The sequence below is a fragment of the Enteractinococcus fodinae genome (genome assembly GCF_031458395.1).
GTDB lineage: Bacteria > Actinomycetota > Actinomycetes > Actinomycetales > Micrococcaceae > Yaniella > Yaniella fodinae.
The window spans coordinates 843,775-863,127 of record NZ_JAVDYJ010000001.1; the positions used below are offsets into that span (position 1 = coordinate 843,775).

General features: G+C 57.4%; 19 protein-coding genes. 11 read left to right on the forward strand and 8 right to left on the reverse strand.

What is annotated here, in order from left to right; all coding sequences use genetic code 11:
- Window positions 1–5: 5 nt before the first annotated feature.
- Window positions 6–947 carry a hypothetical protein gene (locus J2S62_RS04020; protein ID WP_310171666.1) on the forward strand — a complete coding sequence of 314 codons (942 nt, stop codon included), beginning with the start codon at window positions 6–8 and terminating at the stop codon, window positions 945–947.
- A 48-nt stretch (window positions 948–995) separates the two neighbouring features.
- Window positions 996–2,237, forward strand: a complete 1,242-nt coding sequence (locus J2S62_RS04025) for a pyridoxal phosphate-dependent aminotransferase (RefSeq protein ID WP_310171668.1) — start codon at window positions 996–998, stop codon at window positions 2,235–2,237.
- Window positions 2,238–2,244: 7 nt separating this feature from the next.
- On the opposite strand, the gene J2S62_RS04030 is transcribed toward J2S62_RS04025, so the two are convergent.
- The gene (locus J2S62_RS04030; RefSeq protein WP_310171670.1) at window positions 2,245–2,520 is read right to left on the reverse strand and encodes an exodeoxyribonuclease VII small subunit; all 276 of its coding nucleotides are present in this window, start codon (window positions 2,518–2,520) and stop codon (window positions 2,245–2,247) included.
- A gap of 5 nt (window positions 2,521–2,525) precedes the next feature.
- A complete protein-coding gene (gene xseA / locus J2S62_RS04035; RefSeq protein ID WP_310171671.1) occupies window positions 2,526–3,785 on the reverse strand; it encodes an exodeoxyribonuclease VII large subunit in 1,260 nt (419 codons plus the stop codon).
- Between the two features lie 77 nt (window positions 3,786–3,862).
- On the opposite strand from xseA, the gene J2S62_RS04040 reads away from it, so the two are divergent.
- Window positions 3,863–4,771, forward strand: coding sequence for a hypothetical protein (locus J2S62_RS04040; RefSeq protein ID WP_310171673.1), 909 nt, complete (start codon window positions 3,863–3,865; stop codon window positions 4,769–4,771).
- On the opposite strand, the gene J2S62_RS04045 is transcribed toward J2S62_RS04040, so the two are convergent.
- Both J2S62_RS04045 and J2S62_RS04050 read right to left on the reverse strand, forming a co-directional pair.
- Complete coding sequence (locus J2S62_RS04045) at window positions 4,768–5,232, reverse strand: YybH family protein (protein ID WP_310171675.1); 465 nt, start codon at window positions 5,230–5,232, stop codon at window positions 4,768–4,770. The genes J2S62_RS04040 and J2S62_RS04045 overlap by 4 nt on opposite strands.
- A gap of 4 nt (window positions 5,233–5,236) precedes the next feature.
- Complete coding sequence (locus J2S62_RS04050; protein WP_310171677.1) at window positions 5,237–6,451, reverse strand: DNA recombination protein RmuC; 1,215 nt, start codon at window positions 6,449–6,451, stop codon at window positions 5,237–5,239.
- A 147-nt stretch (window positions 6,452–6,598) separates the two neighbouring features.
- On the opposite strand from J2S62_RS04050, the gene J2S62_RS04055 reads away from it, so the two are divergent.
- The 4 genes from J2S62_RS04055 to J2S62_RS04070 all read left to right on the forward strand — a co-directional run bounded on the left by J2S62_RS04055 (window position 6,599) and on the right by J2S62_RS04070 (window position 10,713).
- Window positions 6,599–7,423, forward strand: a complete 825-nt coding sequence (locus J2S62_RS04055; RefSeq protein ID WP_310171681.1) for an SDR family oxidoreductase — start codon at window positions 6,599–6,601, stop codon at window positions 7,421–7,423.
- A 14-nt stretch (window positions 7,424–7,437) separates the two neighbouring features.
- A complete protein-coding gene (locus J2S62_RS04060; protein ID WP_310171683.1) occupies window positions 7,438–7,821 on the forward strand; it encodes a thioredoxin family protein in 384 nt (127 codons plus the stop codon).
- 97 nt (window positions 7,822–7,918) lie between these two features.
- Window positions 7,919–8,464, forward strand: coding sequence for a hypothetical protein (locus J2S62_RS04065; protein ID WP_310171686.1), 546 nt, complete (start codon window positions 7,919–7,921; stop codon window positions 8,462–8,464).
- A gap of 155 nt (window positions 8,465–8,619) precedes the next feature.
- Window positions 8,620–10,713 carry a heavy metal translocating P-type ATPase gene (locus tag J2S62_RS04070; RefSeq protein WP_310171689.1) on the forward strand — a complete coding sequence of 698 codons (2,094 nt, stop codon included), beginning with the start codon at window positions 8,620–8,622 and terminating at the stop codon, window positions 10,711–10,713.
- A 21-nt stretch (window positions 10,714–10,734) separates the two neighbouring features.
- Here the strand turns inward: J2S62_RS04070 and J2S62_RS04075 are convergent, their stop codons facing one another.
- A complete protein-coding gene (locus J2S62_RS04075) occupies window positions 10,735–11,667 on the reverse strand; it encodes a LysR family transcriptional regulator (protein WP_310171693.1) in 933 nt (310 codons plus the stop codon).
- 76 nt (window positions 11,668–11,743) lie between these two features.
- Between J2S62_RS04075 and J2S62_RS04080 the strand changes: the two genes are divergently transcribed.
- Window positions 11,744–13,483 carry an FAD-binding protein gene (locus J2S62_RS04080; protein ID WP_310171695.1) on the forward strand — a complete coding sequence of 580 codons (1,740 nt, stop codon included), beginning with the start codon at window positions 11,744–11,746 and terminating at the stop codon, window positions 13,481–13,483.
- A gap of 120 nt (window positions 13,484–13,603) precedes the next feature.
- On the forward strand, window positions 13,604–14,689 hold the full coding sequence (ychF, locus tag J2S62_RS04085) for a redox-regulated ATPase YchF (RefSeq protein WP_310171697.1): 1,086 nt from the start codon (window positions 13,604–13,606) through the stop codon (window positions 14,687–14,689).
- A gap of 683 nt (window positions 14,690–15,372) precedes the next feature.
- Here ychF and J2S62_RS04090 read toward each other — a convergent pair.
- Genes J2S62_RS04090 through J2S62_RS04100 form a run of 3 tightly spaced genes read right to left on the reverse strand, consistent with a single transcriptional unit; the run spans window position 15,373 to window position 17,402 of the window.
- Window positions 15,373–16,140, reverse strand: a complete 768-nt coding sequence (locus J2S62_RS04090; protein ID WP_310171700.1) for an SCO1664 family protein — start codon at window positions 16,138–16,140, stop codon at window positions 15,373–15,375.
- A complete protein-coding gene (locus J2S62_RS04095; protein WP_310171702.1) occupies window positions 16,140–16,685 on the reverse strand; it encodes a DUF3090 domain-containing protein in 546 nt (181 codons plus the stop codon). Before J2S62_RS04095 ends, J2S62_RS04090 begins: the two co-directional genes overlap by 1 nt.
- 24 nt (window positions 16,686–16,709) lie before the next feature.
- Window positions 16,710–17,402: an MSMEG_4193 family putative phosphomutase gene (locus J2S62_RS04100; RefSeq protein ID WP_310171704.1), complete on the reverse strand. Its 693-nt coding sequence runs from the start codon at window positions 17,400–17,402 to the stop codon at window positions 16,710–16,712.
- A gap of 499 nt (window positions 17,403–17,901) precedes the next feature.
- Here J2S62_RS04100 and J2S62_RS04105 point away from each other — a divergent pair, with 499 nt between their 5' ends.
- Window positions 17,902–18,228 (forward strand): HigA family addiction module antitoxin, encoded by a 327-nt coding sequence (locus tag J2S62_RS04105; RefSeq protein WP_310171706.1) that lies wholly within the window; start codon window positions 17,902–17,904, stop codon window positions 18,226–18,228.
- A 91-nt stretch (window positions 18,229–18,319) separates the two neighbouring features.
- Window positions 18,320–18,760 (forward strand): YtoQ family protein, encoded by a 441-nt coding sequence (locus tag J2S62_RS04110; protein WP_310171709.1) that lies wholly within the window; start codon window positions 18,320–18,322, stop codon window positions 18,758–18,760.
- The last annotated feature ends 593 nt before the right edge of the window (window positions 18,761–19,353 follow it).

Sequence of the window (19,353 nt, forward strand, 5' to 3'; positions counted from 1 at the left end):
CAGCCATGGTGAAAATCCCACGAGTACTTATCGCAGGCTGCGCTACTGCCGCGCTGGTCTTGACCAGTTGTGCGGGGGAGCAGGACGTAGACGCCACGAGCCTGACGATTGTCACTACCGAATCTAGCTTGGATCATGCCATGGCACTTGCCGTGGCCGACTACGTGGCAGAGCAGTCTATTGAAGTCGATCTCGAACAGCATCACGAACCCGATGACGTCTTTGCTGCACTAGAAGCAGATGCCCAGACTGCAGATGATCATGCGCGGATCGGGGTCGTCACTGCCCACCAAGACCCCACGATGGAAGAAAACCCACTGCGCGTGCCTGAGAGTCTTGAAATCGTCACCCAAGCGCCCGCAGAACTGGGCTTGGTCCCAGCCACCTCGACGGTTACAGCAGCACGATTCCAGCTGCACCAAGATGAGGCGGCCGACCAGCCGTTGGCACCAGCGTGCGACCAACAAACTTGGCTTCATGTTCATACCCCCGAACATGAGGTTGCCGCCACCGCGAGTGCACTGGCTGATCTGGGGTGTGAACCGGAGTTTGCGGCAGCACCACCGGAAGATACCGAATCCTATGCGGCGTTGGCAGAAAAGCTCATCGTCGAAGACGACACGGTCGCGCTGCTGTATAGCATCGATCCGATGATTCCCGATCAGGGGCTCGCCACACTCGATGTGGTGACCGATCAGTGGCCACACAGCAATGTGATCGCTGTAGCGGATCCTGAGGTGGAAGACCCGCTCACCGATCACATCGCGACAGTCCTGGATGCGTTAGATAGCGATGCGGCGACCGATTTGTTGCGCGGTTACCACAATGCCCACACGTCATCATCGGACCTCGTCTACGATGTGGAACACGCGATCCGCTACTGGTTAGCCGCCCGCGGCTTAGCTGAACAAAACACTGTGAGCGATATCTCTACTGACAATGATTAGTTGTCATCTACAATCGAGCTACACTCGAAGGCTTTCAGGAGGACCCAGGTGCCGACCACTTCTACTTACCGCGATATTCGCCAGTCATCAAAGTTACTCAACGTTCGTTACGACGTCCGCGGTCCCATCCTGGAAGAAGCACAACGCTTAGAAGCCGCCGGGCAACGTATTATGCGGTTGAATATCGGCAACCCGGCACCCTTTGGGTTCGAAGCACCAAGCGAGATCCTCAAAGATATGATCGCCAATCTGCCAGAGGCCCAAGGTTATTCGGATTCGAAGGGGATCACCCCGGCGCGTCGGGCGGTATCGCAGTACTACGAAACCGCAGGCATCATGGACATCCGCAGCGATGATGTGTTCATCGGCAACGGTGTGTCCGAAATGATCTCCATGGTGCTCCAGGCTCTGCTGGATGATGGCGATGAGGTGCTCATCCCGGCACCGGATTACCCACTGTGGACGGGCGCTACGACGCTATCCGGTGGTAATGCGGTGCACTACCGGTGTGTGGAAGAAGAAGGCTGGACCCCAGACCTCGAACACATTGAATCCCGAGTCTCCGAACGTACCAAAGCCATTGTCATTATCAATCCGAATAACCCCACGGGTGCGGTGTATTCGCGTGAGACCCTCGAAGGCATTTTCGAGATAGCGCGACGTTACGGGCTGGTCGTACTGTCGGATGAGATTTATGAAAAAATCCTGTACGAAGATGCCGAGCACATTCACGCGGCATCGATTGCTGACGATGTCCTGGTGTTAACGTTTTCCGGGCTGTCCAAGGCCTACCGGGTGGCCGGTTACCGTGCTGGCTGGGTGGCCGTGTCGGGTGCCAAGCACCGCGCGACCGACTTTTTAGAAGGCTTGACTCTGCTGGCCAATATGCGGATGTGTTCCAATGTGCCAGCCCAGCACGTAATCCAAACAGCCCTGGGTGGGTACCAGTCGATCAACGACTTGATTTTGCCCGGTGGACGCCTATTGGAGCAGCGCAACCTGGCAACCCAGATGCTTCGGGAGATCCCGGGTGTTTCGGTGCAAGAGGCTCAGGGCGCGTTGTATCTCTTCCCGAAACTTGACCCTGAGGTTTACCCGATTAACGATGACGAAAGTTTTGTCATCGAATTGCTGCGTCAACAACGCATTCTGGTCTCCCATGGGCGCGCCTTCAATTATCCCGACACCGATCACTTCCGGTTGGTCACACTACCGTCGGTCCATGAACTGACCGAAGGTATTGAACGCATCGGCGCATTCTTAGCCGACTATCGCAACCGCTACGCCTAACAGCGCATTAGCTTTCGGCTGGTTCAGCCGGTTCGGTCTGGGCGCGTACTTCTTCCAGACGCGTCCGGGCGCCATCGAGCCAGGCTTCACACCGGCGTGCTAGGGCTTCCCCGCGCTCCCACAGGGCCAAGGATTCTTCTAAGCCTGCGCCACCGGCTTCCAACCGTTCCACGGTTTGGATGAGTTCGGTACGAGCTTGCTCATAGGTCATGGTGTCGACGTCGGAGACATCAGCCGAGGAGAATCCTTCAACGGCGGGTTGGTTTTGTGGTTGTTCAGTCACGAGTCTTACTCCTGGGTCGTTTCGGTTACGGAGGTGGCAGTTGCGGTCAGTCGGCCGGCTGCTACCAAAATATCAAGTTTGTCGCCCACCGTGACCTGCCCGGCGTTGCGCAGGATCGCATCATCGTGTTGGACGACGGCATATCCACGGTTGAGCGTCTGCTGGGGCGACAGCGATCGGACGCGAGCTTGGAGCTGACCGACATGATCGGTGGCACGATGCAATTGATGGGCAAACGTTGAGCGGATTCGAGCCAGAAGTTGTCTGACTTCATCTCGCCGAGCGGTGATCATGGTTTCGGGCTGCGCCAGCACCGGCCGGGAGCGTAGCTGTTGGATCTGGTGGGCTTGCACATCGACTAGGCGTTGCACTGCCTGGGCCATGCGCAGTCGAACATCTGAGATCCCGGCGCGTTCCATCGCGGCATCGGGCACGATGGTTTTCGCCGCATCGGTGGGAGTTGATGCCCGGAAGTCTGCCACGTCGTCCAAGACCGGCCGGTCAGCTTCGTGACCGATCGCAGACACCACCGGAGTTCGCACCCCAGAAACAGCACGGATCAGCGCCTCATCGGAAAACGGCAAAATGACCTCTTCTAAGGCGCCGCCACCACGGGCTATGACAATCACATCGACGGCTGGGTTCTGATCCAAGGCGTACAACGCGGCAGTGACTTCGGAGCTGACCTGTGGGCCCTGCATAGCGGCGTGGAAGACTTCAAATTCTGCCGCAGGCCAGCGTAACCACACGTTGCGCTGCACGTCGTGCATCGCATCTGAGTCTCGTCCGGTGATCAGTCCGATCCGATTGGGCAGCATCGGCAAGGGTTTTTTGCGTTCGGGTGCGAACAGGCCCTCTTCCGCCAGGGCTCGTCGCAGTCGTTCAACCCGGGCTAACAGCTCGCCGATCCCCACCGGGCGCATGTCATTGACGATCATGGTCAATCGACCGGTTTTGGTATAGAAGTTCGGTTTGACTAAGGCGACCACACGGGCGCCTTCTTTAATCGATGGGTCGAGCGTTTGGGCGGTGCGGGACCATGCGACCACCGGCAGGGACATTTCAACATCCAGGTCGCGTAGGGTCATCCAGGCGTGACCGCGGCTGACGCGATGTTCGATCAGTTGGCCTTCGACCCAGGTGGGGGAGACGCGTTCGATGTACTGTTTGAGGTTGTCAGACAGCCGCGACAAGGGCCACGGGTTCTCGGGCGTGGTGTCTGCGGCTTGTTGTGGTTGCGCAGTACCGGACGTGTGTTCAGACATCTGTTCCACCTACACTAGTTTTTGACCACCATGATGATGTCACACATCGGACAATGTGAAGAAAGCGGGATTCACGGATGCGTAACTTCTTGGCCGTTGTGCTTGCCATTCTTGCTGGCTTGACGACGGTTGTTGGGTTAGTTTCTTGGCGGCTCAGCGACCTTGTCCATGAACCGGAGCCTGTCCAAGAGATTCTAGGCTCCGGCGAGGCCGCAGAAGATTTCAAATCAGCGGTTCCCGACGCGCTGGGCAATATGACGGTGGGCGCAACCGGCGTGGCTGCGGTGGATGAGACCATTAATCGTGCGGTCAGCGAAGCCAGTGGCCAAGTCGTTGCTGCTGACGGCTTTGACCAGGCTTGGCAGGAGTCCCTCGAAGCCACCCGGCTCGGTTGGGCCGATGATATCAATACGTTGCGTTCCCAGCTCAACGCCGGCGAATCGATTCCGGAAAATTCCACCGCAGCCCAACTGGACCTGCGCCTGGAGCCGATCGTGGGGCTGGTGGTGTCGATGATCGAGGATGCGCTGTCTACTATTCCAGGGGTCGATGCATCCTTGGACATGGAGTCCGATATTGATGCCACGGTGCCCACCTCAATCCCTCCGGTGTCCGTTTTGACGGCTGAACAGGTGGTGGTAGCCGAAGAGGTGATGACGTTGTGGCCGGCCATGCTAGCCCTGGCAGTGTTACTGTTCGTCATGGCACTGGTCGTGGCCTCACCGGGAAGCCGCTGGATCGTGTGGTTACTGACCGGATTACTGGTGGCACTAGGTGGGGTGCTGGTCAAAGTCGGGTACACCCTGATGCAGAACCAGCTGTTGGATAGCACCGATGACGCTTCGCAGTTGGCCCTGTTGCGCCCCTTGTTGCGAGCCGTGCAGGATTGGGCGGATCCGCAACTCATCGTGCTCATCGCGGTTGGGGTGGGCCTGACCTTATTGGGCATTTTGGGCGGGTTCATTTCCTCACACCGACGGCGCTAAGCGCGGTAGCGAACTGCAGACTGCCCCTCGGGCGCGTTGACGTGTGTCTCGGGCCCACCGGGTACGACATCCGTGTTCTGAGCCGAGACGGCTCGCCAATATGGGCCTTGATCGTCCCTCAGGCGAGTGACAACGAATGTGAAGATCGTACGCCGGTCTCCGGCGGTCTGACCATCGGGGGTGTTCTGGCCGGTTACCGTCACCCGGGCGTGGACCACCGCGTGATCCTCACCGAGCATGCGGATCTCGGTTCTTCCCACACTCATGTGCGACTGGCCGAAGATATGGTCAAAACCAAATTGATGCGCTTGGCGGATTTGTGTTCTATTGGACCACCACAGTCCGGTGACGTTAACAAAATGGGCATCTTCGACAAATAACTCAGCCAGAGCATCAGCATCGTGGGCGTTCCAGACCTGCTGGAAGCCTGTGATGATCGACTTGGGCGACTGCCGATGCATCGTACTACTCCGTTTCTTTGAAGTTGGTCACCGTATCGATGTCAGCCTGGAGTTCAGGGGCGGTGACATCGCGGGTGCTTTGTTGAATCGGTTCGCCCACCTGGATGGTTTCTAGTGAGGCGTCGAGTTCCTCGAGGCGGCGGGCCGAGGGCAACACGCGACCCTCCAGGGTGGCCATCATGGAGTTGAACCGAGTCACTGTTGTATTAATAGATTTGCCCAATGAGTCGAGTCTGCGGCCCATCAGACCTAACCGTTCGTACAGCTCCCGGGCCGAGGCGAAGACAGTGCGCGCGTTATCGACCAAATTTTCCTGCTGCCAGGCGTAGGCGACCGATTTCAAGGTGGCCAGCAGCGAGACCGGTGACACCAGTGCGACACCCTGACTAAAGGAGTAGTCCAGTAACTGGGCATCGGCTTCGAGCGCCGCAGCAAGATGGGATTCAGCCGGCAGAAACAGCAGCACCAGATCGGGTGTGTTATCCAGGGCGTTCCAGTACTTCTTTGTCCCAAGTTCCTTGATGTGAGCACGCAGCGCGCGGGCGTGGGCAGCTTCATATTCAGTCCGCCGACGGTGGGACTCTTCTGTGCCATCATCGACAATTTCGGCGGCTTGCAGGATGGCCGATAGCGGAGCCTTCGCATCGACGATCAGCGATTTGCCGCCGGGTAAGTGCACGAGCATATCTGGTCGGAATACTTCACCGTCCCGAGCAGCGGTATTGACCGAGAAACTCACCTGTTCATCAAAATCGGTGTGTTCTAGCATCCCGGCAGCTTCGACAATGCGACGCAACTGTACCTCACCCCAATGCCCACGAGCCGAGGACGAACGCAGGCTAGTGACCAATTTGTGGGTATTTTCTAACAGTGCGGCATCGGTGGCGTGGGCCGTGCGCAGCTGCTGAGATAACTGACCGTATTGCTGACCCCGGTCCCGTTCTAACTGTGCGACCTGACCGCCAAGATGTTCTAACTGCTGAGACAGTGGCCCCAGCATTTGCACGATCTGCTGCTGCGATTGAAACTGCTGGCGGTCCTCAGAGCGCTGCTGTTCCAATAAGTCGGCTCGTGTTCGTTCCGTGGCTAGCTGCTCACGCAATGCGGCTTCGGTGCCATTGGACCCGCCCGGTGCTGTTCGACGGCCCACCACAAAACCCACGGCAAAACATAACACCGCAACCAAAATCGTCAACATGACGGCTGTTGAAATCTCCATGTACTTACCTTGGCATATGACAGGGACACGGTAAGCCGAACGCGCGGAGTATGTGACGAAGCTGTTAGGCAGGTACTCGATACTTGCGGTACCGAGATAACGTGGCAGAATGTAACCTGGACAACAGCCCTACCTTATGGAGTCTCGGTGTCAACTTCTACAGTGCGCAACAATACGGTCTTGATCTCAGGCGGGAGTCGAGGAATCGGCCTCGCCATCGCAAAACGTTTAGCCGAAGACGGTGCCAACATCGTCTTGTTAGCCAAAACCGCAGAACCTCATCCCAAACTGCCCGGTACCGTCTACACCGCCGCCGAAGAAATTCGGGCCGCCGGGGGACAAGCGCTGCCGATCGTCGGGGATGTTCGTGAAGAGGCCGACGTGCACGTTGCCGTGGATGCTGCCGTCGAGGCCTATGGCGGCATCGATATCGTCATTAACAACGCGTCGGCGATCAGCCTGGACTCGGCAGAAGATATCGAGATGAAACGCTATGACCTGATGCAAGACATCAACGCTCGCGGCACCTTCTTGTTGACTCGCACGGCGCTGCCGTACTTGCAGGAATCAGCCGACCCGCGCATTTTGAGTCTGTCGCCACCGGTGAATATGTCGCCAAAGTGGTTGGGTGCAGCCCCGGCCTACATGATGGCCAAATACGGCATGAGCTTAGCGACCCTGGGCATCGGCGCTCAAAACGATATCCCAGCCACCTGCCTATGGCCCAAGACCACCATCCAAACGGCAGCCGTGCAATACGCCTTGGGTGGCACAACGATGTACCAGCGCTCGCGTACCCCTGAGGTTTATTCTGATGCCGCCTATGCGGTGCTGACCGCCAAACCCAGCAGGTACGCGGGCCAAACGGTGTTGTGCGAAGACGTGCTCGAAGACGCCGGGGTAACAGACTTTGCGAAATACTCTCCCGGAGTGGATCCAGCCGATCTCGAAAAAGATATCTTCGTCGACTAGTAGGGTGGGCTCCGGTGAAGTTGAAGAACGCCGGATTGGAGACAGCGATGCAGCAGCTCACGCTGGAAACCCTCGCAGAAACGGTCCAAGAACATGCCACAGTGATCGTCGATTTCTGGGCACCCTGGTGCACCACGTGTGCACGATTTAGTCCGATCTATTCTGACGTGGCGACCCAGTTCGACGACGTGCTGTTTGCGACGGTGAACACCGATGAGCAACAGGACCTGGCGGCCATTATGGGTATCCGGTCCCTGCCCACCCTGGTGGCCTTTCGCCACGGTAAACATGTCTTCGCCAAATCCGGGGTCACCACGCGGCGCCAGTTGGCCCAGATCGTCGATCAGATCCGCAGTCTTGAACCGCAGCAGGACGCATCGGGACCCGACACCCAGTAGTTATCCACATTTTGGTTCCTGTGTAGCACACGATTGCGCGGCAGCTGCCAGGCTTCTATGTATCGGAACAGCACACGAGGCGATAGGAGCACATCCGATGCATAGGAACTTTTCTTTTCTGCTGACCCCGCGAGCTTTCACCCGACGAGAGAAAACCTGTATCCGCCAGGACGTCAAGCGCTTTCAAAAAATCAGCCGGGACCACGGATGCGCAACCTTCGAGGACTACGCCGAATTCGTGTACGAACGGACACGACGCGATGATGAAGGCCACCTGACCCAAAAATCCTTCGAACTGTTTCGCGGGCTGGGTGCGTTCTTTGGAGACCAGTTGCTCGACGAGACCACGATGTCCCGAGGTACTGCGAATGTGGAGAAAGACGAGTCTCCAGAAGCGCTGGCACATCTTATCGTCGCGAACTATCCCGGATGGCTGTTGGTCGATCACCTCACCGGCCAATCTGTGGTCATTCCTTTCATCATGAGCCAACGAATCTTCACCTCGAATTACTGGTCGGCGTCGCTGGACGATATTTTCGATGAAATCGTGGACTGGAACCATGGATATCTCACCGTCGATGAGGTCCAAACTCCGTGGATCGCCGGGCCCGATCTCGAGGCAGTAAACCTTTGGGCCGCCTAAGATGACCCTGGCACCAAGGTCTCGATGCGTGAGAAGCACTTGACTGTTATGTGAGAGGCACTTGCCTGTTAAGGGCCTGGTGAGGTCTGTGCGAGGATGGGTTTGTAGGATTGAAGACGATCTGCCGCTCCTCACTGGGCTGCAAGAGAGGCGCCATGACTCACCATCACCACGAGCACCACGGCACACATGACACGCACGATCACCATGCGCCGGACCACGATGACAGCCATGCCGGCCATGCTCATCACGGCCACGGGGATCATGGCGATCACGTCGCCCAGTTCCGGTCGCTATTCTGGATTAATCTGCTCCTGGGGATCCCCGTGGTGGCATTTTCTCCCATGTTTGGGCATCTTCTGGGATACACGGTGCCTGAATGGGGAATCTGGGTTGCCGCGGCGTTAGGCACGGTGATGTATGTCTGGGGTGGGCGCCCTTTCCTGACCGGGGCAGTCGAGGAAATTCGTGCCCGCGCCCCCGGCATGATGTTGCTCATCTCATTGGGTATCAGCGTGGCCTTCTTCGCTTCGTGGGCCGCCACCCTGGGGCTGGTCGGGCAGGATCTCGAGTTCTGGTGGGAGCTGGCACTACTTGTTGTCATTATGTTGTTGGGCCACTGGATTGAGATGCGCTCGATCGAACAAACGACCTCTGCTCTCGACTCTTTGGCAGCTTTATTGCCCGATGAAGCAGAACGCGTTGAAGACGGCGAGATCGTCACGGTCAGTCCCGAGGATTTGAAAGTCGATGACATCGTCCTGGTCCGCCCCGGGGCAAGCGTGCCTGCCGATGGTCAGATAGTTGAAGGTCAGGCGGCTATTGATGAATCGATGATTACTGGCGAATCGCGCCCGGTGACCCGTCACGTAGGAGACGGTGTCACGGCCGGAACAGTCGCCACGGATTCCGGACTTCGGATCCGGGTCACAGCGACCGGAGATGATACCGCACTTGCCGGCATTAACCAGCTGGTTGCAGAAGCTCAAGCATCATCATCGCGTGCCCAACGACTGGCAGATCGGGCCGCAGCATTGCTGTTCTGGTACGCACTGGGTGCCGCTGTCATCACAGCGATCGTGTGGATGATAGTGGGTGGACCCGACGAAGCAATCGTCAGGGTTGTAACGGTCTTGGTGATCGCATGTCCCCACGCTTTGGGCTTGGCTATCCCGTTGGTGGTTTCCATCGCCACTGAGCGTGCAGCCCGTGGGGGAGTGCTCATCAAAGATCGCTTGGCATTGGAGTCCATGCGCCAGGTCGACACTGTGCTGTTCGATAAAACCGGTACCTTGACCAAAGGCGACCCTGTGGTCACCGCCATTGAGGCCACCGAGGATTTGACCGCCAATGGGGTGCTCGCGCTGGCCGCCTCTGCCGAATCTGCCAGTGAACACCCGCTTGCCAAAGCCATCGTCGGGGCAGCTGAGCAACGCGGACTCGAGCCTTTCCCACTGACTGATTTCTCCTCCTCCCCGGCAGTCGGAGTGACCGCTACCGTGCAGGGCCAAACCATCCGCGTGGGCGGCCCGTACATGTTGCAAGAGCTCGGCCAGGACGAGCTGCCGATTGCCCAGGAGTGGCGACACGAAGGCGCCATCATCTTGCACGTCGCGCGTGACGGGGTCGTCATTGGTGCGCTCAAACTGGCAGATGAAATTCGATCAGAGTCCTATGAGGCGGTTGCAGCCCTGCACCGACTGGGTGTCGAAGTTGTGATGATCACCGGTGATGCCGAAGCAGTCGCGCATCAAGTAGCAGACGAATTGAAGATTGATCGAGTCTTTGCCGGGGTTCGTCCCGAAGATAAAGCAGCCAAAGTCGTACAACTACAAGACGAGGGCAAGACCGTGGCGATGGTCGGTGATGGAGTCAACGACGCCCCAGCACTAGCTCAAGCAAATGTCGGCATCGCCATCGGCGCCGGCACAGATGTCGCCATCGCCTCCGCCGGCGTGATCCTGGCTAGTTCCGATCCTCGGTCGGTCTTATCAGTGATTGAGTTGTCCCGCGCGACGTACCGGAAGATGAAACAAAACCTCTGGTGGGCTGCCGGCTACAACCTCTTGGCGGTTCCGCTGGCGGCTGGCATCTTGGCCCCGATAGGGTTCGTGCTCCCGATGTCGGTGGGGGCCATCTTGATGTCACTGTCGACCGTGGTGGTGGCGCTGAACGCACAGCTGCTTCGTCGCATTGATCTGAGACCGGAAGCCAGCACCCGCGCAATCTTAGAGAGCACGTCGGCCTGACACAGCCGTCCAGTGGATCTGTCAGTCGACGAGTGAGCGAATCGCTGGGCTCTGCTCAGCAAGCTCATGGACGGTCGAAGCAATCAAATCATGCATTACCTCAGCTGCTCTACCCAACTGGGCGTCTTTGCGATGGGCCAGCGAAATAGTGCGCTTCAGCGATGGTTCAGTAAGGCGTCGGGAAGAGAACCCGGGGCGATCGACCAACACCGTGGCTGGCACGACGGCAACACCAAGACCGCGCTCGACGAACCGTAAGACCGCATCCATCTCAGCACCCTCTAATACCACGTTGGGGGTGAGGCCCTGTTGCCGATAAGCGTCCATGGTGGTCGCACGCAAGTCATAACTTTGGGAAAACACAATTTGAGGGATCCCCGCCAACTGGCTCAAGGTCAGCTCTTGGTCGTAGCCTTCCAAGTACTGCTGGTCGGAGGAGATCACCACCAACTCTTCGACCAGCAATGGAATGTGCTCTAAAGCCCCGGTTGCACCAGGATCATGGTCCGAGGCAACAACCAGCGCCAAATCTATCGTGCCGCCGACCAACTCGTTGAGCAGCTGACGAGACCCTGACTCGCGTAGTTGGAGCTCCACTCCCGGGTACTGACGGTGATAAGGGCCAATGACTTCAGCAACCACTGAGACGCACATACTTGGGGGAGCCCCAAGCCGCACGCGCCCCTGATGCAAACCTGCCAGTTCTTGCATTTGCACGCGGATATAGTCGGCATCTGCCAACATGCGGGACGCCACCGGCAACAAAGCTTCCCCAGCTGCCGTGAGCGAAATATTGCCCCGGGCGCGGTTGAATAACGTGGTCCCCAACTCAGCCTCCAACGTCGAGATTTGTCGACTCAATGTCGGTTGGGCGAGGTGAAGATCGGCTGCTGCCTTGGTGAAATGCCCGGTTTCAGCGACCGCGAGAAAACTCTGCAACTGTTCGAGATTCATGTCGATAGCATATCTGTATCGTGACCACTGAGATAATTCATTGGACTCATGGTGGATCGGTTTATAGCGTGAGAGCATGATGAAACGAAACCACCAAGAACAACAGATTTCTACCAGTGTGCTGGTCATCGGCACCGGCGGTTCAGGACTGCGATCCGCAATCGAACTCGCCGAACGAGGCGTCGCGGTCACTGCAGTTGGTAAGCGTCCACGCCATGATGCCCACACCGCGCTCGCAGCCGGTGGCATCAATGCGCCCTTGGGGACCATGGATGCTGACGATAGCTGGCAGCAACACGCCGCAGACACCATTAAAGAAAGCTACTACCTGGCCGACCCACGGACCGTCGAAATCGTCACCAAAGGCGCAGCCGAAGGTATCGCTGATCTAGAACGCTATGGCATGGGCTTTGCTCGCGAAAAAGACGGCCGCATTTCACAGCGCTTCTTCGGAGCCCATACGTTCCGTCGGACGGCCTTCGCTGGAGACTACACCGGTCTGGAAATTCAGCGCAGCCTGGTCGAACACAGTGAACGTCTAGAGATTCCTATTCTCGATACCGTCTACATCACCGATATCTTGACTACCGATAACCAAGTGTTCGGTGCCTACGGTTTCGACCTCCACAACGGAACCCGGTATCTCATCCATGCGGACGCCATCATCCTGGCTGCCGGTGGCCATAACCGGATCTGGCGACGCACCTCATCCAGACGAGATGAAAACACCGGCGACTCGTTTCGGCTGGCAGTCGAAGCCGGAGCAAGACTTCGCGACCCAGAGCTCGTGCAATTCCATCCCTCCGGCATCATCGAACCCGAACACGCTGCCGGGACGTTGATCTCTGAGGCCGCTCGAGGTGAAGGCGGCATTCTGCGCAATGCCCTCGGTGAGCGTTTCATGGAACGCTACGACCCAGAACGCATGGAACTGTCCACCCGCGACCGGGTTGCCCTGGCCGCTTATACGGAAATCCAAGAAGGGCGTGGCACTGAAAACGGGGGAGTATGGCTCGATATTTCCCACCTACCGCGCCAGACCATCATGGAACGACTCCCACGCGTGTACCAGACCATGATCGAAGTACAAATGCTCGATATCACCCGCGAACCCATCGAGATCGCACCGACCGCGCACTATTCCATGGGCGGAGTCTGGGTGCATCCCGAAGACCACTCAACCGATGTTGAAGGACTGTATGCAATTGGTGAAGCATCCAGTGGCTTGCACGGTGCAAACCGGCTGGGCGGCAACTCACTGATTGAACTGCTCGTGTTCGGGCGAATCGTGGGACAAGCCGCCGCCGAGTATTCGGTGAACCTGGAAGCCCAGACGCGATCCGCCGATGCGGTCGACGCCGCACGGGGTGAGCTTGACCGGCTCCTTGCCGCAGATGGACCAGAAAACGTCCGAGCACTCCAACGCGCCATCCGAAATATGATGACCGACCACGCGGGTGTTGTGCGGTCTGAAGATGGACTCAAGGAAGGCCTAGGCCAGCTCGATGATATTGAGACTCGCATGGAAGATCTCGGCATTCATCCGGATATCGCCGGGTTCCAAGATTTGGCCCACGCCTATGACCTGAAATCTTCTGCGCTGTCTGCACGGGCCACGCTCGAAGCAGCCCTTGAACGACGCGAAACTCGTGGCGCACATAACCGCAGCGACTACCCCGACTTAGATCCAGAGCTGCAGGTCAATCTGGTCTGGTCACCTGCAACCGGTGTTAGCCGCGAAGCAATCGCTCCAGTCCCGGATGAGATCAGCGAGCTCATCCGTGAAGTCAGCACCGAAGGCAAACTCGTCGAATAACACGTAACCTCCGTTGACCTGAGGCCGGACTTCGGGCCAACGGAGCTGCGTATTTCCGCTGAACGTTCAAAATCGACCACGGCGAAGCCTGGACCTATCCCAACGGGTAGAGTAGGGGCCGTGTCTTTATCAATAGGTTTTGTCGGACTGCCCAACGTCGGTAAGTCAACGTTATTTAATGCCATCACTCGTCAGACGGTTCTCGCAGCGAACTACCCGTTCGCGACAATCGAACCCAACGTCGGGATCGTTAATCTCCCGGATGAGCGCTTAGACAAGCTCGCAGAAATTTTTGGTTCCCAGAAAATCCTGCCGGCCACCGTCTCGTTCGTGGATATCGCGGGCATTGTGAAAGGCGCATCCGAAGGGGAAGGCCTCGGCAACCAGTTCTTAGCTAACATTCGCGAATCTTCCGCTATCGCCCAGGTCGTTCGCGTCTTCGAAGACTCCGACGTGATGCACGTTGACGGGAAGATTGATCCGGCCTCCGATATGGAGACCATCAATACCGAACTGATCCTGGCAGATATGCAGACCTTAGAGCGCGCGATCCCGCGCGTTGAAAAAGAGGTCAAAGGTAAGAAGACCGATAAAGAGGTCTTGGACGCAATGCAGGCAGCGCAAACCGTCCTGGAGCGTGGCGACACCATCTTCTCGTCTATCGACTCGGACAAGCTAGACATGGACAATCTGCAGGAGCTCAACCTCCTGACCGCCAAGCCATTCATCTACGTCTTTAACTCAGACGACGCCGTACTTTCGGATGAAGCCAAGCAACAAGAACTCCGCGACATGGTGGCGCCGGCCCGCGCGGTATTCCTCGACGCGCAGTTCGAATCTGAACTTGTAGAGCTGTCTGAAGAAGAAGCCCAAGAGATGCTTGAGATGGCCGGCCGCGAGGAGTCCGGGATGGATCAGCTTGCACGCGTTGGCTTTGAAACGCTAGGTCTACAGACCTACCTGACCGCAGGACCGAAAGAAGCCCGCGCGTGGACCATCCGCGTCGGCGACACCGCACCGGAAGCCGCAGGAGTCATCCACACTGACTTCCAGCGCGGCTTTATCCGTGCTGAAGTCGTTTCCTTCGAGGATCTCGTGGCTGCCGGTTCAATGGCTGAAGCCAAAGCACAGGGCAAAGTACGCCTGGAAGGCAAGGACTACCTGATGCAAGATGGCGACGTTGTTGAGTTTCGGTTTAATGTTTAACGGTATCCGTCCTGGCCTTGTAGTGAACGTGAAGGTAACGGGCAACCTCTCTTAGTGCGTGGCTGTATGCGACAGGTATAACAGAGCTAAGGTTTCGCGCTCATGACCTGTGGTGTGAGCCGATTGCTCAATATGAACATGGTGCGTCGAGGGGTAGGAGAAAGACTCTTTCGATCAGACGTCTTACCACTGGAGAAACGAGCAAGGAACACTGAGCGTCGCTAGGGGTGCTGGTTGTTTCTCAAGATTGGACGCTGGTCCTGGGCGACCCAGGTGCTCTGCTCGCCTTGCCGGATGTCGAAGCGATTATGCAGTTGGTACTAACGGTAAAGCAACTACTCAGGCCCGAAACGACCTCGCCCAAGCTGGTCAGACTCCCATACAGTCCATTGATTAGCTTATCGCTACTGTAAAAGCGAGGAGCGCTGTTGTGGTGCTGAAATTCCTCCGAATGCTCGGAGCGCCGGGAACGGCAACAGGAAATTGCGAAGCCATCCGGCACTTCGTCAGACGGCGAACCAGGCGTGTTTGCATAGTTACGGACAGTATCTGAATGACCGGTTTAGTACTGACTTGGCTGCGGGTAGCTTGGTTCAGGCAGAGCTCCAGGTCAGGTGCTACTCGGTTCAGGTGACCATCTGAGTTCGCGTAGATGTGGGTGCCTTGGAGCGCTTGAGTGTTGTTTAGAACAGCGGCCAAGGAATCGCAGGCATATGGCCGCTGGGTGCAGGGAACTGCCCGGTTCGGCGTAAGTCGGTGCAGCGGCTCGCTAGGGCGGAAAGTTCGTTGGAACTTAGAAGTGTGGCTAGCTCTTGGCCAAGCTCACCGGATAACGCTTGGTTTAGCTGATGGATCCCGTCCAATTCTGCATCGGTCAGTGGCTCGCCTACCCACCCCCAGAGCACGGTGCGGAGTTTAGGTTCATGATGAAAGCTCAACCCATGGTCCACGCCGTACTGGTGTCCATCGAGCATGGCGAGAACATGGTCGCCTTTTCGATCGGCGTTGTTGATTAGAGCGTCGAATATCGCCATGCGTCGTAGCTCCGGGCTGTCTTCGTGCAGCAGTGTGACCTGTTCCCCGTCCCCATCCTGTCCGTGCAGAACGGTCTTCCAGCCCGTGGTCGGCAGTTGGTGGGTAGGCACCAGGTTTACTGCATGCTGTGTGGGATCTGTCTCCTGCCACAGTTGCACCATGCCTTCTCCGAAACGACCATCGCGCAGCCACGTGCGCGGCACCAAGTTCCAGCCGAGGGCCTCGGATACGAGAAAGGCGGCTACTTCCCGGTGGGCTAAGGTGGCGTGCGGAAAATCCCATAGTGGTTTTTCGCCAGCTATCGGCTTGTAGACGACGCTTACTTCACCGATATTCCCCAAGAAAGTCGCATTTGACGCTGTGGTGATGCGGCCGGTGAGTTCCAGCTCGGCGGTGAGCAGATTTTGGTCGGGCATTACAGTTCGGGTTCGGCGCAGGTGTGGCCGTCGGGGTCAATGGGGTGACCGCAGTTGGCGCAAATTGGTCGCCCTGCTGCCACTATTTCATCGCTCCGTTTGGCAAAAGTGCGGGCCATACCGACCGGCATCCGCACCCGCAGCATTTCATTCGAAGTTGGATTTTGCTGTGCGAGTTCATTGTCGATATCGGAATCATTTAGGGCAAAGGCTTCGAGCACAACCTGTGCTGTGCTGGGATCCCAGCCTAGGTTCATGTTGCCCACCCGGAAGAGTTCGACAACATCTTCTAAGGGTTCATTATCGACCAGTTCCACGGGGGTATGCGTTGGAACGCTGTGTGGGTTCCCTTCAATGGAGCTCAGTTCATCAAGAATCTTGTCGATCATTTCTGCGAGTAGCGCCGCCTGCTGTTTCTCGAGGGCAATACTAGCCAGCTGGGCTCCGGCGCGTGCCTGCAAATAGAACGTGCGTTCACCCGGCTTGCCGATGGTTCCAATGACGACGCGATCGGGCCAATTAAACTCGTGGACTGTTGTGGGCATGTTAAAATCCTAGACCTGTTGTGTTCATGATGCTTGGTGGCCTGCTCCGCCGCCTACCGGGGCTTCGGAAGTGTCCAGGCCCGGAGCGAGCCAGGAGAGATCTCCGGCTTCAGTGTTTATGCCGTACACCCGCGGGCTGCCTGTACCGTAATGCACAATCGATGCGGAGGCTGGTCCTACACTCAGACGCTGAAAGAGATCCAGGTGCATTCCTAACGCATCAGCCAGGATGGACTTGATGATGTCCCCGTGGCTGACCGCAACCCACACCGCGCGTTTTCCATGTTCTGTTTCGAAGGCTGCGTCGTAACGCCGAATGGCTGACACTGCTCGGACCTGCATTCCCGCCATGGTTTCCCCACCTGGAAAAGTCACTCCCGAAGGGTGTGACTGCACCTGCGACCAAAGTTCTTCCTTGGCCAGCTCGGTGAGGGTACCGCCTTGCCAGGACCCATAATCGCATTCGTTCAAACCCGAATCCGTGAGCAGCTCGGATGTTTGTGCCTGGCGTTGCAGCACGGCCTCGGCAGTTTGTAGGCAGCGCTCCAACGGGCTGGAAACCACGCCAACTAGGGGTACTGCCGCCAAGCGTTCCGCGGTGTGCGCTGCCTGCTTGTGTCCGGTTTCATCGAGTCTGACCCCAGGGGACCGGCCTGCTAACACTCCGGTGGCGTTCGCTGTCGTGCGGCCGTGCCGCACGAGAATAACTGTGGCCATAGACCCAGCCTAGTCATCAGTCTCATGACATGGCGATTCCTCAGCCGTGTGTGGTCACTTTCGTCAGACTTTGCTGGAGGCCAGCTGTATGCCTCCGATGATGAATATCTGACGGAAGTTACTGACGCATTGGTTATTGAGTGGCTGCGGGCAACGAAGTGCAGCTTCCCGAACTTAGGAGGTTATTCGGTCACGGAATGCGGTCGAATCCCGCTTTAGCATCTAGCGTTAATAACGCATCCCGTTAGACGCTATCAGTGTGATTAGGTCGTTTGGCAACAAGGACACCGAGCGACTGTGGCGTCGTGAGCGCGTCCCATCCATCGATCCTCGGATCCAGCGGGTGGCATTGAGTAAGCTTCATCAGGTGGGATCCGCAGTGGCACTGAATGACCTGCGGAGTCCACCGGGAAACCGGCTCGAAGCTCTGCAGGACGACCGGACCGGACCGTACAGCATCAGTGGCGAATTTGTTTCGTTTGGACAGAGGAGGAGATCGTTGACTACCACTGAGAAGATCCCTCCGATTCACCCGGGTGAGGTACTCATGGAGGACTTCATAACGGGATTCGGGATTACTCAGAATAAGCTCGCTGTGTCGATCGGTGTACCGTCACGGCGCATCAACGAAATCGTTCATGGCAAACGCGGCATCACAGCGGATACCGCTTTGCGGCTTGGGAAGTACTTCGGCACCTCAGCCGAGTTTTGGCTTAACCTTCAAAGCCATTATGAGCTGAGTCGCGCAGAGGACCGTGCAAGGGAGCAGATTGCTGCCATTATCCCCTTGGAACCGCAAAAGGATGGGCGCGCTCCCGGTGAGTGAATTCTCTTACCAAAACCTCCTATATTCGTACAGCTACTAGGGTGGTGGAGGAGAACTATTCCGAAGAGGACCGATATAGGAGGCTTAACCAATGACTTTTAACGTATATCTGTCTGGTGAAATCCACACCGATTGGCGTGACGAAATCCAACGTGGCGCTGAGGCCGCAGGGCTGGACGTTGAATTCACCGCCCCGGTGACTGATCACCCCGCAAGCGACGCCGCCGGCGACCACCTGGGTGAGGCAGAGAGTCAATTCTGGCGTGACCACCAGTCCGCGAAAGTCAATGCGATTCGCACTCGAACCCTGATTGAGCAAAGCGACATGGTCGTAGTGCGCTTCGGGGACCAATATAAGCAGTGGAATGCCGCGTTTGACGCGGGTTACTGCGCCGCGTTGGGTAAGCCCTACGTCACTCTGCACGACGAAGACATCGTTCATCCGCTCAAGGAAGTCGACGCCGAGGCTCAGGCCTGGTGCACCACAACCGACCAAGTAGTTGAGACCCTGCGCTACGTCCTCAAAGCGTGAGCGTGTGACCTCGGTAGACTGCGCCGCCTTCGACGTCGCCTTGATTTGGCAGCACTGACGACATCTCAAACGCTCCGGGTACCACCGCTCTAACAAGAGGATCTTTTCGAGAGTCCGCTTGAACCTCAACTTCTTGGCAATCGCTCTAGCTTGAAGTCACGAGGGGAGCGTATCGTTACCTCTGTAATGTACGTCGGACATTCTCAGGAGGAGACATGCTCAACAGATTGATGCGAATGCTAGGAAGCAGCGGTGGTGGGCGTACCCGACGCCGCGGCCCGTCTCGCATGGGAGGCATGGGACGACGTGGAGGTCGTGGTCGTGGTGCTCGAGGTGGAGTTGAGGGCCTCATCCGTCGTTTTATGCGATAGAGGCAAGGGTCCATCAGCTCCATCAGTGGCGCTCTGATACATATCTCGACAACACGGTCTCGGGAATCGCCGAGTCGTTGAACGATGACGACAGTACAAGTCACCGCAGCCGCTCTATGAAGAGCTGAGATTGGGCGGCATACTCCCTGTTGATCTGCCCTGGGTCGGTGATACAGTGTGCACCAATCACGGCCGTACCTTGTGATCCAGGAAGCAACCTAG